Origin of the sequence: Vibrio zhugei (assembly GCF_003716875.1) — a bacterium.
Taxonomy (GTDB): Bacteria; Pseudomonadota; Gammaproteobacteria; order Enterobacterales; family Vibrionaceae; genus Vibrio; species Vibrio zhugei.
Map to the genome: position 1 here is coordinate 187,673 of NZ_CP033078.1, position 17,466 is coordinate 205,138.

Sequence of the window (17,466 nt, forward strand, 5' to 3'; positions counted from 1 at the left end):
TTGTGTCATCCAATTGTCATCATTTTTCGCTAGGAAATGGATGAAATCACAGGCCATTATTGGGCTGAACCGACAGTCGAGTTGGGTCACCTCGCCATTTATTGCGTCAAAATTAGCCAAGAAAAATGGTCAAGGATTACCAATTTGTGAGATCCCACTCATATTATGGTCAAAAGTGCGTCAGAGTCACTGATCTTAGTCGACAAACCTTTGCCATACGGGCTATTTATGTTTTAGAGTGAACCTAACTCGATAACCTATAAAGAAGGGAAACCTAATGAATAAGACTCAATTGATCGATTTTATCGCAGAAAAAGCAGACCTAACAAAAGCACAAGCAAAAGCGTCTCTTGAAGCTACTTTAGGCGCAGTAGAAGGCGCTCTAAAAGAAGGCGACCAAGTTCAACTTATCGGCTTCGGTACATTCAAAGTTAATCACCGCGCAGCACGTACTGGCCGTAACCCTAAAACGGGTGATGAGATCCAAATTGCAGCCGCGAACGTTCCCGCTTTCGTTGCTGGTAAAGCACTAAAAGACTCTGTGAAATAAATTGGTCTTGTTGACGCCGAGGTTCTCGGCGTCATTCTTCCGACGTAGTTAATTATATGAAAAAATATCGTTTTCCCCTGACTTGCTGTGCGGTGTTGACCTTGTTAGTTGGGTGCAGCAGTTTGAGTGATTCTAATGCATCGAACTCAGAGCAGGTAATAAGCGGAGGAGAGCGTGGTGACCATACGGCGCAGTTGTTTTGGGTGACGCAAAATAAAAACGGGGTCAGTCATGCTGCAGATTATGTGGCAGCCGACAATGGCGACCATTATAAAACAACGTATGAGTGGACTGATGATGTTGTGAGAGAAGTGTCGCGTCATGGCGAACAGCTCCAACAAGGTGAAGTGGTTCCTTTCGAAACATTATTGCGCTTCGATACTCACGGTGATGCGATTTATCAGCGTTATCGAGTCGATGGGAAAGTATTCCCGTTATCGCAAAAGCAAATTGATCAATACCGGCAACAAGCCCGTAGTGTTTTAAAAGTTACTACCAGCGATCACAAGCAAGGGGTCAGTTTGATTCAGGGGTATTGGAACGGACAAACCTTTGAAAGTTGTGACGGACAGGTATCGCACACACTAACGTATAATCATACTGTGCCAGCCTCGGTGATAGAACGCTTGGCGACCTCAGATAGCTATATCGCGTTTGTTGGTAAAAGAAGCAAAGAGGCCGTCCGCATAGAGACGATGCTGATGTTCGAAGATAGCCATCATGAATGTGTGACGCCACTCAGTGACCCAGAAGACGAAGATTAATGATAAAAGGTTAATGATAAAAAAGGACGCGACCATCGGTCGCGTCCTTTTTTCTTGGTAGAGTCATGAGTGAATTAAACGACATGACTCTACTGTTTTACTGCTGTTCCCGAGCAATAGCGCGAAAGCCAATATCGGTGCGATAGAACATGCCATCCCATGAAACCTGTTTGGCTAGGGTATAAGCCCGCTGCTGGGCGTCTTGTACACTGTTGCCTAGCGCGGTGGCACATAAAACACGCCCGCCATTGGTCACAACCTGCCCATCATTGTTGGTGCTCGTTCCTGCATGGAAGATTTTTTGCTCTTGAGCGTCATTGTCAGGCAAAGTGATAACATCGCCTTTTTGATAGCTCCCAGGGTAACCCCCAGCGGCAAGGACAATCCCTACGGCGGCACGCTCATCCCATTGTGATTCGACTTGGTCAAGTTTGCCATCCAGCGCCGCTTGGCACAGTTCCAACAGATCCGATTGCAGGCGCATCATAATCGGTTGCGTTTCTGGATCCCCAAAGCGACAGTTGTACTCAATGACTTTCGGTGTGCCTGAGGCATCAATCATTAGCCCGGCATACAGGAAGCCAGTATAAGGAGCGCCTTCGGCCGCCATGCCTTCTACGGTTGGGTAAATGACTTCCTTCATGATGCGAGCGTATATCTCATCGGTCACGACAGGGGCGGGAGAGTAGGCTCCCATGCCTCCCGTATTCAGGCCGGTATCATTATCACCGACACGTTTGTGATCTTGGCTGGTGGCCATAGGCAGCACATGTTGGCCATCGACCATCACAATGAAGCTGGCCTCTTCGCCTTGCAAGAACTCTTCAATGACGACGCGGCTTCCCGCTTCGCCAAAGGCATTGCCTGCCAGCATGTCTTTAATTGCCTCTTCCGCTTCCGACAATGTCATCGCCACAATCACGCCTTTGCCCGCGGCGAGACCGTCGGCTTTTATCACAATGGGGGCGCCTTGCTCACGAACGTAGGCCAAGGCCGGTTCAATCTCGGTGAAATTCGCGTAGGCCGCCGTTGGAATGTGGTGACGTTCAAGAAAGTCTTTGGTGAACGCTTTAGAGCCTTCCAACTGGGCCGCTGCTTGCGTCGGGCCAAAAATCGGCAGGTCTGCCGCTCGGAAAGCATCCACAACGCCAAGAACTAATGGAGCCTCTGGGCCAACAATCGTCATGGCTAGAGGGTGTTGTTTGGCAAAAGCGACGAGGCCATCGATGTCATCAACAGCGATATTGACGTTGTGAAGTTTTGGCTCGAGAGCCGTACCGGCATTCCCAGGGGCGATGTAAACGGTGTCGACCGCGGGGTTTTGTGCCACTTTCCATCCTAAAGCGTGCTCACGGCCGCCGGAACCAATTATCAATACATTCATCTTTCAATCCTTGTGCAGTGAGGACTTGCAGCTCTTTTATTTATGCTTTATTAAAACGGGACACTCTCAGAGGTTGCCCCCTGAGAGTGACGACGCCAATATTAATGGCGGAAGTGGCGCATGCCAGTGAAAATCATCGCCATACCGTGCTCATCTGCCGCTTCGATGACTTCTTGATCGCGAATAGAGCCGCCCGGTTGAATGACACACGTAATCCCCGCTTCTGCAGCGGCATCAATGCCGTCACGGAATGGGAAGAAGGCATCGGATGCCATCACGCTTCCGGCGACTTCCAGCCCTTCATCGGCCGCTTTTATGCCGGCGATTTTTGCTGAGTACACGCGGCTCATTTGGCCTGCACCAACCCCGATGGTGGAATGGTCTTTTGCGTAGACAATGGCATTCGATTTCACGAATTTAGCCACTTTCCAGCAGAAGAGGGCGTCTTGCATTTCTTGTTCACTGGGTTGACGCTGGGTCACGACAGTCAAATCGTCTAAAGCGACCATCCCTTGGTCACGATCTTGCACTAATAGGCCGCCGTTCACGCGTTTGACTTCGCGCCCGGTGGTTTTCGTGGTCCATTGACCACATTCAAGCAGACGGACATTTTTCTTCGCGGCCACAATCTCAATTGCTTCCGCTGCGATACTCGGCGCAATGATGACCTCGACAAATTGGCGATCAACAATCGCTTTGGCGGTGTCCGCATCCAGTTCGCGGTTGAAGGCAATAATGCCACCAAATGACGACGTCGGGTCGGTTTTAAAGGCACGGTCATAGGCCTCTAGAATCGTGTCTGCTATTGCCACACCGCATGGGTTGGCGTGTTTGACGATCACACAGGCCGGATCGGTGAATTCTTTGACGCATTCGAGTGCGGCATCCGTATCGGCGATGTTGTTATAAGAGAGCGCTTTACCTTGCAGCTGTTTTGCGGTGGCCACGGAGGCTTCTTCTGGATGGCGTTCGACATAGAAGGCCGCAGATTGGTGACTGTTTTCACCATAGCGCATGTCTTGCTTCTTCTCGAACTGCATGTTGAAGGTGCGAGGGAAAGAGGAATCTTCGTCGCCTTCTTTATTGTCACCGTACGAGGGCACCATTGTCCCGAAGTAGTTCGCAATCATCCCATCGTAAGCCGCGGTATGTTCAAAGGCGGCAATCGCAAGGTCAAAACGCGTGTTGAGGGTCAGCGAGGCGTCGTTTTCGTCCATTTCTTCGATTACACGGGAATAATCATCAGCGTTGACGACAATGGTGACGTCTTTGTGGTTTTTAGCGGCTGAGCGCACCATGGTCGGTCCGCCGATATCGATGTTTTCCACGGCATCTTCGAGTGTGCTGCCTGCTTTCGCGACGGTGTCAGCGAAGGGATAGAGATTGACAACCACCATATCGATAGGGCGAATATCATGTTGTTCCATGATTGACTCGTCCTGTTCACGGCGCCCTAAGATGCCACCATGGACTTTCGGGTGAAGTGTTTTCACTCGGCCATCCATCATTTCTGGAAAACCGGTATAGTCAGAGACTTCTGTAACTGCAATGCCTTGTTCGGTCAGTAGGCGGGCGGTGCCACCAGTCGACAAGATATCAACACCGCGCTCTACTAGCGCTTGAGCAAACTCAACAATACCAGTTTTATCTGATACGCTAATGAGTGCACGACGGATTGGACGAGCGTTCTTCATGCTTCCCTTTTCCTCAAATTCATGGAGTTTATGATGAAAGATATTTGCCAAAACGTTCAGTGATAGGTCGCAAAGTGGTGCGACGTTGTTTTGGTAAACACCTTCAACCCAGAATTTTTTATGCGCGTATTCTAACTAATTTCCTACTAAAGATCTCGCGCAATCGTTTGGCATGCGAAAATAATCGCAATTACGCAATTTTTCAAGTGAAAAATGCCATTGAATTAATATTGAGGTTAGCCATGTTTCAGATTGGTAAATTAGCAAAACGGTGCGATGTGTCGACCGACACGCTGAGGTTCTACGAAAAGCACGGTTTGATCGTGCCAGCTGGGCGCAGTGAATCAGGATATCGCTTGTATAACGAGGAGAATCAACATCAAGTCTTGTTTATTTTAAAAGCGAAGGCCGTAGGGCTGAGTTTGGATGACATTAAAGAGTTATTGGATATCCGTTTAGAGGTGACGGAACACAGCTGCGCAGAAGTGAAAGCCATCACGACGGCGAAGCTTCAGTTGATCGACCATAAGTTGCAAGAGCTTGAGCGTATTCGTCATGCCTTAAAAAAAATTAATGATGCATGCTGCGGAAAAACTGAGCAGGATGCGAGTCATTGTTCGATTTTGGCGGCGTTAGAGTAGTCCACCGCTTGCCTGTCTCAACGGGGGTTGTTTCCCCACACGGCCATGAATACTGGGGGGAGATGTCTTGCGATGTGATGTGGATATATGTAGTAAGTTGTTACGGTTATGTTTTTATTTATGATTTTTTGACCAATAAATTCATGCAGTTATCATTATATTTGGCTTAACTTCTAATTATTGACCTTATGAATATGTATTATTCTGCTAAAAAAATATAGAAAAGCGCTCACTTTTCGTGGGTGAGATTTAACTATCTGTTAATTCTATTTCGATCCTTATGATGGGCCTACCCTATAAATAAGGAATAAGAATAACTATGTTAAATTACAATATTCTGATTACGGTGGCAGCTTCCTTAGCTGGACTGTTATTTGGTTTAGACATTGGACTCATCTCTGGCGCGCTGCCCTTTATTACCTCAGAGTGGGGGATTTCGATTCATCAGCAAGAGTGGATTGTCAGCACCATGATGTTAGGTGCGACCTTGGGCTCTATTTCGAATAACTGGTTGTCTTCTCTTCTCGGACGTAAACGCAGTTTGATGTGGGGTGGACTGATTTTTGCCATTGGCACCATCGGTTGTACGCTATCCACCAATATTGACGTGATGTTGGTTTTCCGTGTCGTACAAGGTTTTGCTATTGGTATCGCGTCTTTTGCTGCGCCGTTATATTTATCGGAAATGTCTGATAAAGCGGTACGTGGCCGCCGCATCGCGACCTATCAATTAATGGTGACGGTTGGCATTTTGGCGGCATTTCTTTCCGATACTTGGTTTGCGCAAACGGGTAACTGGCGCATGATGTTTGCTGTCTTGTTGATTCCGACTGCGATCTTGGTGATCTCGGTATATTTTATGCCGCGCTCGCCTCGCTGGTTGGCTTCGCGTGGCTATGTGCAAGAAGCACAAAAGGTTCTGTTATCCCTGCGTATCGATGAACGTGCAGCAAGCCAAGAATATCAAGAAATTGTGGCGAGCCTTAAGATCAAACAATCCGGTTTTGCCTTATTTAAAGCCAATAAAAACTTCCGCCGCAGTGTGGGACTTGGCCTGATTCTTCAGTTCATGCAGCAATTTACCGGTATGAATATTTTGATGTATTACTCGCCAAAAATCTTCGAAATGGCGGGCTTTACCAGCAAGATGGAACAAATGTTCAGTACGGTTTTGGTTGGGGTAGCATTTGTTCTTGCGACCTTCATTGCCATTGGTATGGCCGATAGCTGGGGTCGTAAACCGGCCTTGAAAATTGGCTTTACCGTGATGGGTGCGGGCATGTTTTGCCTAGGTTTATTACTGAAATTTGTGTTAACTGGCGATGCTCCGGTCTATTTCTCTTACCTGGCCGTGTTGACGTCAATCGTCTGTATTTGTGGTTATGCCATGAGCGCCGCGCCGATGGTGTGGATTTTGTGTTCAGAAGTGCAGCCATTGAAAGGACGTGATTTTGGGATTGCTTGTTCTACGACCATGAACTGGATTGCTAACATGGTGTTAGGTGCAACCTTCCTAAGCTTATTGAACGGCATTGGTACCGCCCAAACATTCTGGTTATATGCGGGCTGCAATATCGTGTTTGTACTGGTGACCGTATTAATGGTTCCGGAAACCAAAGGGATTACATTGGAATCGATTGAAGCCAATTTGATGTCTGGTAAAAAGCTGAGAGATATTGGAATTTCTTCCGATGACAAGCTTGGCGAGCACTCGGCGGTACAATCGCCTCGTCTATAAGGATAGCAAAAAGAGAGGAACTCTCTGAAGATGAGCAATCAAGGCTAGCCAAATGGCTAGCCTTTTTGATCATAGAATGAGACGAGTTAGAGTAAACGGGTTTCCAATGCGAGCAGTTTTTGTTTCAGCGGCACGCCACCACCATAACCGCCTAGACCGCCATTGCTGGCAATCACACGGTGACACGGAATAATAATGGCATGTGCATTCGCGCCATTGGCGTTGGCAACGGCTCGAAAGGCAGTGGGTTGACCTAGTTGCTTGGCAAGATCGCCATAAGAGGTGGTATGCCCGTACGGGACGTTTTGTAGCGCTTGCCAGACCGATTTCTGAAAAGGGGTTCCGACGGTGAGCAATGGCAAGTTAAAGTTGGTGCGTTCTCCTTGGAAATATTCACAAAGTTGCTGTTTGGTGATTTCCAAGATCTCATCAGTTTGTTCAATGAACTCAGCATTCAAGCCTTGTTTGATTCGGTTATCGACGGTATCCCGTAATTTACGATAACGAAAATCACACAAACACAGTTGGTTTTGATAACTGCCGAGGACGAACTCAGCATACGGGTGTTTATAAAACTCAATATGAATGACTGACATGATGTAAATTCCTTTATCTGTATTAATATACAGTATCAGGCGCCTATGAGGGATTCAAGCGTCAATCTTGCAGCGTGCTAAGTAAACGCTGAATATCTTGTTTTCTCCCTTGTACAACCAATGGCTGCACATGATGTATCATCCCAACAGCGCTAGCATGTAACCATAGTATATTTTCATTCGCTTATTCCCTGCTTATCTGCATCCAATATTTGAGCTGTCTATGATTTGTGACGCATTACCCGTTCTGTACACCACTGGGATAATGTGACCCTTTGGGAATTTTTAGCGAGCAAGTTTTTGCCCCTTATTTTTTTGTCATATTCTGTTTTTATTTCGTTGAATGGGATACGAAGCGTTATGTTGTATGACATATTTGAGCAAAATAAAGTGCATCAATGTCCGATTGGGAGCCTTGATACGGAGACATGTACTTGCTCAAGTTGTTATGAAGCGAGGCAATGGAGAACCTCGAGTGAGGCATTGCATGCTGCAACGATGAAAAATTTTGCACCAACGGGCTCTTCAATGCCAATCAACGCTTTTCAGACTCAAAAGAATGTGCAGAAAGAATCGACCAAAGAGAAATACGAAAGACAAAGAAAAGAAAGGTATCAAGAACTGCAGAAGGTGGATCCGGATAATATGTATTGGCCACCGTATAACCCTCTCGCCAAAGAGGGAGAGAAAGATATTAAAGTTCAATACGTAAAAGGCATTACGAGTATTGCAGTTCTGTCTCTTGAAGAAGCTCAAGAATTTTACCAAAGTCTTGGCGGAAAAAAATCAGTAGGAGATTTTAAAACTTACACCGATCTCGCTAAAGGAGGAATAGAAGCGTACAGCAGTGCAAAAGGATTAGGCGGTTTAGGCGTCAAAGCTCGAACTAAAAACATCAATGGTAAAGATTGGATCATCATAGAAAATTTTCGACGACATCAACAGACGCTAATGAAAGGGAATAAGTGGGGGGCAAATAATCCGAAAGTCATCAAAATCGGACTGGGCTTGAATGATATGAAAGGTGCAGTTCGTTATGTAAAGTTTAATGTTGGGATTGAAGTCGCTTTTGCCGCGGGAGTGAATGCGGCAGATTACATACTGAGAGATGATGCGACATTAAGTGAATTTGTGGGTAATTCGTCAGGAGATATTGTTAAAGGCGTGCTTTCTTTGGTTGGTGCTGCGGCTATTACTACCGCATTAGTTCCTGCTTCCGCTGGAGTGTTAGCTACTGGAATTGTATTTGCAATTGCTTCCTTTGGTCTGGGAGCGGGTATCGATTATGCTGACGAACTTAACGGTTATACAAAAGATTTTACAACAGCTGTAAAGGAAATTTTTGAATGATTTTCTTACGTATAATTATCACTGTATTAGTGATATTGGGAAGTGGCTTTCTCAGTTTGGATATAGTTGAAAGAGCTTTTGATATCTCAGATATAGTGAAAGTAGATGGTGTACTTAATATTTGGGGGACATACGGTTTATTCTTAATTGGTCTTTATGGATTAATGTACTGGTTAGGGCAGATTATTGAATTACCTTTCCCGATAGGTAACTTTACTAAAGTAATAGTCGTGATTGGAGTAATATTATCTCCTTTACTGACAGTGGTTACATACGCAAAAGTGCATACAGATATCGCCGGTTATGTTGAGTGTTCTTCTCTTCGTAAAGTATCACTTCATTATTCGAGTCGTACTTATGCAATCTCGAAGGAATTATGTTTAACTGAGGCTAAGGATAGGTGAGATCTTTGGTGGGCTTAAGTAAATAGGTTATCGTTGTGTTGCCCTAAGAAATGGTGATTAATGCTGCCCACACGGGCTGTTGAAATGGGCTGCTTACCATCAATAACGCGTACATCAAAGCGCTCGCCAACCCTTTTTGAATGCGCTTATCAACAGTATCAAGCGCCTATGAGGTATTCAAGCTGAGGGATTCAAGCGTCAATCTTGCAGCGTGCTGAGTAAACGCTGAATATCTTGTTTTCTCCCTTGCACCACTAATGGCTGCACATGATGAGTCTCGATCTGAAGCCCTTGTTTTAACACATTAATGGCTTGCTGCGTTTGGCCTTGCTCAGCAAGAAAGTCACCATAAAAATAATGCGCCGTAATATCGTCAGGACTGAGTTTTATCGCTTCTGCGAGTAACACCCCCGCTTTATCATCATCCCCAAAACTGATTGGCCAACCGGGCGCACGATAATATAGGGCGCCTAACGTGACGAGTACCGCCGTATGTCGTTGTCCGCTGGTGGTGTTTTTCAGTGCTTCCAGCCGTGTTTTCGCTTGCTTGATAAGAGATAAAGCGTCCGAAGTGCTTGATACGTTTGCTAAAGAGGCGAGGTTGATCGCGAATGCGATGTTGAGATCGGGATTATTAGGATGCAAAGTGAGATGTTGTTGCTCTTCATCAACCAGGTCTTGAAAGCAAGACTGTTTAGAGTCTTCGCCCTTGATTTGATATTCACACACGGCCCACTGATGCTGTAATTGACTGAGGGGGGTGTTGAGTGGTGTAGCCAAAGAGAGATTAGACCACAATCCCAACAGCGTTATCATGTAGCCATGGTATATCTTCATTCGCTTTCTCTCCCTATTTCGCGGTGTCGTGTGGCGTGCCCGATAATGTCATTCACTTGAATCCAATACGACTAGTGTCGCTGATCTCCATGACATTTTATGATTCAAGATGTAAAAACTTGATGAGTAAGCCAAAAATAAAAGCAAAATAGATTGATTGGCTGGGCACTCAACTCACGATCAACTCACGACATACCTTTTTAAAAAAGGAGCGAATGAGCGCCCGTGTATACCGCCATCAGTCCAAATAATATCATCGTGACACAGGGAACCTTGCTGATAAACATTTGGCCGAATTGGTAAGCAAAAATCTTGCGTGCAAAATAGCTGTACCCCAGCATGATAGAGAGATCAATAATGAGCCATATCACCATGAGCGTTGCTGAATGCAGAACGTAGTTATCATTCAATGAAATAAAATTGGGCAGAAAGGCGATAAAGAACAGAATATCTTTGGGATTGGATAGACCAATCTTGATTGCTTTGAAAAAGCGGCTTTTGACGTTATCGACTTGCTCCGTGTCCAAAGACGAAAAGTAAGACATCACCGCAACATAGATCAGATACCCCCCTCCAATTAATTGTCCTATTTTTAACAGATTTTCATTGAATGAAAAGGCGTTAATAATCGCGGTTAAGCTGAGAAGCAGCAAAATCTGTGCAGACAGCAGAGCTCCAAGGATGGTGGCTTTAGGGAGTTGGTTGCGTGATTCTGCAATAATCAAGCTGACCATCGGTCCCGGGGAAACAATCAGTAAAGCAACTGAAATCGCGAACGTCAGATAGAGCATGGCATCACTCCGAGTTTCAATGACAGACACGCATGTCATCGGGTGTATTTAAGCAAAGGCGACTCTTTGGTGTTGGCGGGATGGGGCCAATATCCAGATCATCGAATAGCAGATAACCTGTTTGATGACCAATACATTGAAATTGAATCATTTGTGAAACCCGCTTTTCAGGCAAGATCGGTTTGGCAAATGCGCGTTGTAGGATGGTGTTATCACGCTTCACGGGAACGGCTCCTTGTGTTTATCGCTTAACTTTTTATTCGAAGTACAACGGATGTTGTGAGTATTGAAAGTGAAATTAGCGACTTGTTGCTTGATATTATTCATGGATAGGGCTGCGTTGAAAAACGAAATAAACTGCTGTTTAATGTGAGTAAAACTCAATATAGAGGCGCAGATGGTTTCGTTACCTCCTTTATACGCATTACGGGCATTTGAGGTGGCTGTGCGTTATGGCTCGTTTCGTCAGGCCGCAGAAGTCTTACATGTCACACCTGGAGCGGTGAGTCGTCATATTAAAACATTAGAAGAGTGGTTTGGCGCCCCGTTGTTTGTTCGAAATGGACCCAAAGTAACGGTGTCTGAACAGGGGGATCTATTTGCTCAACAAATTACACAAGGTTTTTTACAACTTGAAACCGCTTGTGAGCAATTAAAAACTCAGCGTTATGATTTACGCTTAAAGGGACCATCGACCCTTACCATTCGTTGGTTACTCAATGCATTAAAATACTTAGATGAGAAAAACTCATCATTGCAGGTTCAGCTTTCCAGTGTATGGATGGAGGTTGACCACGTGGATTTTCGAGTGGAACCTTATGATTGCGCCATTTTGTTGGGGAACGGCGATTTTGGTGACAATACGACATCGGCTTTGCTGTTTGAGGAGTGGTTGATTCCTGTATGTGCACCGGGGGTGGTGAACGATGCGCAGAGCAATCTGGCGGATTGTCATTTGATTCATCCGACCGGAGATCGTCGTGACTGGCAGTATTGGCTGGGAAAAACGCATCATACCCCGCGACCCGATGTAGGCAGGGGAATCGTTTTTGATACGTTAGAGCAAGGCAATATGGCGGCGATGGGCGGTCATGGTGTTTCTATTAGTGATTTAAGACTATCGATTCCGTTAGTGACAGCAGGGCTGCTTGAATTCCCTTTTTCAACGGCCACTTGTACTGGTGATGGGTATTATCTTGTGTGGCCAACAGACAGCCACCACCAAGAAAGTATCGTACAATTACAGGCCTTTCTTATGCAACAACTGCCTCCAGATATTCCAGATACCATGACGTTGATCGGAATGTAGGCCAGAATTAAAAAGGACCTGCCAAATTCATGGCAAGTCCTTTTGATTCTATTGGTTACGATATGATGTTTAGTTCATGCCGTATTTTCAATTCTATCATCTTTAATGTATAAATATGATGTCAAGATGATTTTTCTAATCGATTGTTATTAAATATTTATTTAGGTTTTTTTAAGTTTAATGTGTATATAAGTCTGGTTTTTATATTAGAGTATAAGTAACGTGTATCAATTATAAATAATTATGTCACCAAAAAAATTAAACTGATTGCCATGATTTTTAGTGATGATTACATTCTTTCTACCTTAATAGTGCATAAAAACCAAATAAAATCACCCCCCACCATCCAATACTATTTACCCACATAAATATCTTAAATTTAATATTAGTATTTATAGCTCTTTTCTTGATAAAAGGATAAACTATACAATAACGCAAAAATCTAGATATAATACTCGATGATAACATACTAGTATGATTTGAATGGAGCTTTTTTACATCTTTGGATAAAATATTATCAATAAAAATAATTCTTTTCGAGTCTCCTAAAGATAGCACCGCACCAAATAGTACTGCTGGTAAAGCCCATATGATAATATAAACTGAATATGTACCTAGAAAAACTATCTTTATATTATTGATAATTTCTTCTACCATGATTGAATTTCCTCTAGCATATCCACAGCAGATTCATATAATACGTCGCCTAGTGCTTTCCCCGCCGTAGAACTAACCGTACCACCGATAGCACCGCCAGCAACAAAAGCAGATATCGATGCAACTGCAATAACTGGGGCACTAACTGTAATACCTACCGCACTAGCAGTTCCCAAAACCAAAAGTGTTCCGCCAACAGCTAAATTTGCCAACACACCGCCACCGTATAAACCACCTAAAAACCCCATGATTTCTCTAGTAGCCGTTTTTGCACAGTGACCATCCCTATTAACATTGCATGCTTCGTAGGTACTTTTAACCCCACTAGCAGCGCCTAGAGTTAACCCGACGTAACCCACCCCTTTTGCAGCAGAGACTCCCATGGCGACATTTGCCATTCTCTTCCCTAGATTAGGAATAAAACCTTTCTCCAAAATATGCTCTGCATTATGAACAATCGATTTGGTTGATAAATTTAAATTTCGACGTATTTGCTGGTAAACGGGAAGTTGTACACTCCTTTTTGATAACCGAGCAAAAGAACCATCTAACTTATTGAATAAATGAGCTCTCTGGGCTACAAAGGTACCATAGTTAATTCCGCCTGTACGGCTTGCCATAGCAACTTGTTCTGCATACAAGTTATTAATTTCTAGTAGTACGCCATTGATATTTTTCAAATGCTGCTCAACCGTTGAAGCCGCTACACCGACTCCTAAAGACGCATAGGCGTATTGATCACTAGGGAGTCCATCTGATTTAATATGATTCCATGCATTATTAGCGTAGTGATCTAACAATTCAAAATGACGATTAGCCAATGAAACCAAATCTTCAGTCAGTTTTCCGAGCTCAATACTCGCTGCTTTCGCCTCTTCCTGAAGATCAGCTAGCAGTTGCTTGCTTTTGGAGTCAGTCGGTCGCGTTGAAGGCAAAATTACTATTTCACCTTCTCTAACTGGGTCATTTAAGTGTATGTTGCACTGCTTGATCAACCTACGCTGTTCTTCTGAGGTATCAGGTGTAAATAACTCTAACCATAACGACGACTTAGGTTGCGTCTTAGGGCTGGACATCCAGCCCAAAATGAACTCTTGTGCTTGCTCTTGTTGTCTTTTATTCCAATCCTTATCTGACTGTTCAATTCTTTCTTTGCGCTGTCTTGAGACCTTCTCTTTGATCGATTCTTTAGGTATATCCTCTTTATAATGACTTCCAATACCCGGAATCGTCGAGCCGCCAGTAATATCCGCTTGATAGGCTTTGTCTAAAGCTGCTTGGCTGGCGTTAAATTGGCGCTCAAACTCACATGAACCACAACGGCATGTTTCTGGATTAAAGCTTCCCATCGGACATCGATAAATTTCATCAAACATGGTCTAACATCTTTTTATTTAGCTAACTGACTGAGTGGTTATCTTGTCATCAAATCACTACCACATTAAGTACTGGCTGATTACGGCATAACTTATAGGTGGTAGTGTAAAAGATCGAGCCAGAAAAAAGTGTAAGTAAGCGTAAAAATGAGTGCGCAATTCCATATTCATTACAAATGATAATGAGGCTAGGCTCTTTTACTCTCGGTCTAGTTGTATGAGATGGATGGATTTGTCGCTGGTTTTCTATGTTAACAATTCTACTTATATGGTGAGTAAGCGATGACACATGAGGTGGTGATAAAGTTTGATGGAGCGATCAGAATGTGGCTTAAAGGTGTTTTCGATGAAGGTTGTTTGCTTGATGGCAACATTGCCGCGATGTTTGAACAGCATTACAGTTATAAGTAATCACTTCAGTGGATTAATCATCACAATAAAACCAACCACCAGAAGGTTGGCTTTGTTTTTATGGAGCTAAAACGTTTGAGTGTGGTGACAGTGGATTCTCTTCTTTCCTCACATCATGGACAACTTTCTCGCGTCACTTCTTGACCCGATTTTCTCAATAGCAGATTATGAGCCCAGTTGAGCATTTGCAACTAGATAGACTTGTTCTGTAATTTGTAAGTGTAAGGGGGGGTAAGGTGTATGGAACAGGATGTTACTGTTCTAGTGTCTTTATTTTCTAAAAAGATTATAAAGACAATGTCTGCTGAAAAGACACTGTTATAAGCCAAGGTTAGCCCCGAATTCAACTGCGAAGTGCGACACTCTCCAATATCCCCCTCTGGCAGGATAGTTGTCACTGTTAAAATTTAACCAGTTAGGGGCGGTAACAGAGTAAATCATGTCTCGTTATCCGCAGGAAAGAAAAGACGCTATATTGAAAAAACTATTACCTCCATACTCTCGCTCAGTGGCGGAAGTCGCAAAAGAAGAAGGCATCAGTGAAGCAACCCTGTATAATTGGCGTAACGCATTAAGACAGTCAGGAGCCGTTGTGCCAGATAGTAATACTTCCTCCGATCAGTGGTCAGCGCAAACTAAGTTAGCTGTGGTTGCTGAAACCTTTTCCATGACAGAGCATGAGCTAAGTCAGTATTGTCGTGAAAAGGGGCTTTATCCTGAGCAGCTCAAAGAGTGGCGCAGCGAATGTATGCACGGCTTCATGACTCAAAAAGAACGAGAAGCGGAAGCCAAGAAACAGGCAAAAGCGGACAAACATGAAATAAAAGAGTTGAAGAAAGAACTCCGTTACAAAGAAAAAGCGCTGGCAGAAACCACCGCGCTTCTGGTGCTGAGAAAAAAGCTCAGAGCCTTTTACGGGGAAGAGCCCGAGGACGATTAACCTCAACCGATGAAAGGCAAAGCTTGGTTGCACTCATCCATGAGGCTCGCCAAAACGGCTGTCGATTAGAGAGTGCCTGTCATGAAGCTGAGATCGATTTACGGACTTACCGTCGCTGGTATCAGAGCGGTGAAATACAGGAAGATCAACGGCCGATAGCGACACGACCAGAGCCAGTAAACAAGCTCTCAAAGCAAGAAAGACAGTTGATCGTTGAAGTCAGTAACGCGCCTGAATACGCGAGTCTACCACCGAGTCAAATCGTCCCAACCTTACTGGATAAAGGTGAATATATCGCATCGGAATCGAGTTTTTATCGGGTTTTGAAAGCAGAAGGTCAACTTAACCGTCGAGGTCGCCAACGTAGTCGAAAAAAGTCATCGAGACCAACAAGTTACACCGCTACAGGGCCGAATCAGGTTTTCACTTGGGATATTACGTACATGCCGTCTGGGGTTCGTGGTCAGCATTATTATCTGTACATGATCGAAGATATTTATAGCCGAAAAATCGTTGGGTATGACGTCTATGACCGAGAGTGCGGAGAGTTGGCCGCTCAGTTACTGCAACGAACCTTGATGCGAGAGCAATGCTTCAATCAGTCTCTGGTTTTGCATTCAGATAATGGCGCTCCAATGAAATCATTGATGTTCAAAGCCAAGATGGAAGAGCTGGGCATTATCTCATCCTACAGTCGCCCACGAGTCAGCGATGACAATCCGTATGTGGAATCCTTATTCCGCACATTGAAATACGTGCCGAATTGGCCATCGAAAGGCTTTAGTGGTCTAGACATATGTCGAGCTTGGGTAGCAGACTTCGTTGTCTGGTATAACACAGAACACAAACATAGCCGCTTAAACTTTGTCACACCGTCAGAGCGCCATAGTGGAAAAGACAAACAGATCTTGGAGCATCGGGCAAAGGTGTTGATAGAACATCGTCAGAAAAGACCAGAACGCTGGTCAGGGAAAATTAGGAACTGTGAGCCGATCGGAGAGGTTCATCTGAACCCAGAAAAAAAAGCTGCTTGATAATTAAGCAAGTAGTGACAACTAGCTTGAAAAACGCCGATATCAAGAAGCTAAAGCCATCTCCTCAAATATAATGGCTGCCTGCTTGAAGCCTAAACACTTTCTCGGACGGTAATTTATCCGCGATAAAGCGAACTCTATATCGATGTCCGTCACTGTCGTTAGATCGGTTCCTTTCTTCACATATTGCCTTAAAAGACCGTTCGCATTCTCATTAGCACCACGCTCCCAAGAACTGTACGGATGAGCAAAGTACACATCAGCCTTTAATTCTTTTGCGATGGTTTCATGACCTGCAAACTCTCGCCCGTTATCTGCCGTAATGGTATGGACATGTTTCTTATAGGGCTTCAGTAGCTCTATTGTCGCTTTGGTGACATCATCCGCTGACTTAGATGGCACTTTCTTTACCACGTAAAATCGAGTCTTACGCTCTAAAATAGTCACCATTGCACCTGTACCATGCTTACCTAGCACAGTGTCGATTTCCCAGTCACCAAACCGCTCCTTACTGTCAACGATGCTTGGTCTATCATCAATCGAAACGGCATTTTTTATCGCTGGAGCTTTCTCTTGTTTACCTCGGCGATACCGCTTATGACCTTGTCTCAAGTGACGATATAACTTACCGCCCAAGCGTTTATCTTGAGCAACAAAGCGATAGATCCACTCATGACTGACAGATGCACCAATTTTCGTTAATACATTAGAAATCTGCTCTGGACTCCAATCTGTTTCTAAAAGAAGGCGGATAAAATCGACACGTTCCTTTGGTATTCGGTATTTACGTGCTGTTTTGCGCTTTTTGGTAGACGACATCTGGGCTTCGTTAGGGCAATAATGCTCTCCCTTCCGACCGCGTTTAAGCTCACGGTATACCGTCGAGCGGTGGCACTGAACTGTTTTAGCTATTTCAGGAACCGAAATTCCCCGTTCCAAAAGAGCAGAAATCTGGTATCTTCTGCCTTCGGTCAACTGTTGATAATTCAT

At 44.5% G+C, this 17,466-nt stretch carries 17 protein-coding genes; 8 read left to right on the forward strand and 9 right to left on the reverse strand.

Annotated features, from left to right (window positions below):
• The first annotated feature begins 277 nt into the window (after positions 1-277).
• Together hupA and EAE30_RS05955 are read left to right on the forward strand one after the other, a co-directional pair.
• A complete protein-coding gene (gene hupA, locus EAE30_RS05950) occupies positions 278-550 on the forward strand; it encodes a nucleoid-associated protein HU-alpha (RefSeq protein ID WP_077313765.1) in 273 nt (90 codons plus the stop codon).
• Between the two features lie 56 nt (positions 551-606).
• On the forward strand, positions 607-1,314 hold the full coding sequence (locus EAE30_RS05955; RefSeq protein ID WP_123015155.1) for a DUF1481 domain-containing protein: 708 nt from the start codon (positions 607-609) through the stop codon (positions 1,312-1,314).
• A gap of 97 nt (positions 1,315-1,411) precedes the next feature.
• Here EAE30_RS05955 and purD read toward each other — a convergent pair whose 3' ends face one another.
• Both purD and purH read right to left on the reverse strand, forming a co-directional pair.
• Complete coding sequence (gene purD / locus EAE30_RS05960; RefSeq protein WP_123015156.1) at positions 1,412-2,698, reverse strand: phosphoribosylamine--glycine ligase; 1,287 nt, start codon at positions 2,696-2,698, stop codon at positions 1,412-1,414.
• A 101-nt stretch (positions 2,699-2,799) separates the two neighbouring features.
• Entirely contained in the window at positions 2,800-4,392 is a 1,593-nt protein-coding gene (gene purH / locus EAE30_RS05965; RefSeq protein ID WP_123015157.1) for a bifunctional phosphoribosylaminoimidazolecarboxamide formyltransferase/IMP cyclohydrolase, read from the reverse strand.
• 242 nt (positions 4,393-4,634) lie between these two features.
• Between purH and zntR the strand changes: the two genes are divergently transcribed.
• Entirely contained in the window at positions 4,635-5,033 is a 399-nt protein-coding gene (zntR, locus tag EAE30_RS05970) for a Zn(2+)-responsive transcriptional regulator (RefSeq protein WP_123017275.1), read from the forward strand.
• A 319-nt stretch (positions 5,034-5,352) separates the two neighbouring features.
• Positions 5,353-6,771, forward strand: coding sequence for a sugar porter family MFS transporter (locus EAE30_RS05975; protein WP_123015158.1), 1,419 nt, complete (start codon positions 5,353-5,355; stop codon positions 6,769-6,771).
• Between the two features lie 86 nt (positions 6,772-6,857).
• Here EAE30_RS05975 and EAE30_RS05980 read toward each other — a convergent pair whose 3' ends face one another.
• Positions 6,858-7,367 (reverse strand): methylated-DNA--[protein]-cysteine S-methyltransferase, encoded by a 510-nt coding sequence (locus tag EAE30_RS05980; protein ID WP_123015159.1) that lies wholly within the window; start codon positions 7,365-7,367, stop codon positions 6,858-6,860.
• Positions 7,368-7,865: 498 nt separating this feature from the next.
• Here EAE30_RS05980 and EAE30_RS05985 point away from each other — a divergent pair, with 498 nt between their 5' ends.
• Both EAE30_RS05985 and EAE30_RS05990 read left to right on the forward strand, forming a co-directional pair.
• On the forward strand, positions 7,866-8,717 hold the full coding sequence (locus EAE30_RS05985; RefSeq protein ID WP_241967716.1) for a hypothetical protein: 852 nt from the start codon (positions 7,866-7,868) through the stop codon (positions 8,715-8,717).
• Complete coding sequence (locus EAE30_RS05990; protein WP_123015160.1) at positions 8,714-9,121, forward strand: hypothetical protein; 408 nt, start codon at positions 8,714-8,716, stop codon at positions 9,119-9,121. Before EAE30_RS05985 ends, EAE30_RS05990 begins: the two co-directional genes overlap by 4 nt.
• A gap of 198 nt (positions 9,122-9,319) precedes the next feature.
• Here the strand turns inward: EAE30_RS05990 and EAE30_RS05995 are convergent, their stop codons facing one another.
• The 3 genes from EAE30_RS05995 to EAE30_RS06005 form a co-directional block, all read right to left on the reverse strand.
• Positions 9,320-9,958 carry a tetratricopeptide repeat protein gene (locus tag EAE30_RS05995; RefSeq protein ID WP_123015161.1) on the reverse strand — a complete coding sequence of 213 codons (639 nt, stop codon included), beginning with the start codon at positions 9,956-9,958 and terminating at the stop codon, positions 9,320-9,322.
• Between the two features lie 200 nt (positions 9,959-10,158).
• The gene (locus tag EAE30_RS06000; RefSeq protein WP_206750452.1) at positions 10,159-10,749 is read right to left on the reverse strand and encodes a LysE family translocator; all 591 of its coding nucleotides are present in this window, start codon (positions 10,747-10,749) and stop codon (positions 10,159-10,161) included.
• A gap of 16 nt (positions 10,750-10,765) precedes the next feature.
• Positions 10,766-10,972, reverse strand: a complete 207-nt coding sequence (locus EAE30_RS06005) for a hypothetical protein (protein WP_123015163.1) — start codon at positions 10,970-10,972, stop codon at positions 10,766-10,768.
• A 174-nt stretch (positions 10,973-11,146) separates the two neighbouring features.
• On the opposite strand from EAE30_RS06005, the gene EAE30_RS06010 reads away from it, so the two are divergent.
• A complete protein-coding gene (locus EAE30_RS06010; protein ID WP_123015164.1) occupies positions 11,147-12,058 on the forward strand; it encodes a LysR family transcriptional regulator in 912 nt (303 codons plus the stop codon).
• 300 nt (positions 12,059-12,358) lie between these two features.
• Here the strand turns inward: EAE30_RS06010 and EAE30_RS06015 are convergent, their stop codons facing one another.
• Positions 12,359-12,715 (reverse strand): hypothetical protein, encoded by a 357-nt coding sequence (locus EAE30_RS06015; protein ID WP_123015165.1) that lies wholly within the window; start codon positions 12,713-12,715, stop codon positions 12,359-12,361.
• Positions 12,709-14,091: a hypothetical protein gene (locus tag EAE30_RS06020; protein WP_199287074.1), complete on the reverse strand. Its 1,383-nt coding sequence runs from the start codon at positions 14,089-14,091 to the stop codon at positions 12,709-12,711. Before EAE30_RS06020 ends, EAE30_RS06015 begins: the two co-directional genes overlap by 7 nt.
• A gap of 850 nt (positions 14,092-14,941) precedes the next feature.
• Between EAE30_RS06020 and EAE30_RS06025 the strand changes: the two genes are divergently transcribed.
• Positions 14,942-16,476 (forward strand): IS3 family transposase gene (locus tag EAE30_RS06025; RefSeq protein ID WP_390903962.1). Its coding sequence is split into 2 segments (ribosomal slippage): positions 14,942-15,413 and positions 15,413-16,476, totalling 1,536 coding nucleotides; the frame shifts between segments, so codons are not numbered across the junction.
• A 42-nt stretch (positions 16,477-16,518) separates the two neighbouring features.
• Here EAE30_RS06025 and EAE30_RS06030 read toward each other — a convergent pair.
• Positions 16,519-17,466 carry an IS30 family transposase gene (locus tag EAE30_RS06030; RefSeq protein ID WP_123014135.1) on the reverse strand — a complete coding sequence of 316 codons (948 nt, stop codon included), beginning with the start codon at positions 17,464-17,466 and terminating at the stop codon, positions 16,519-16,521.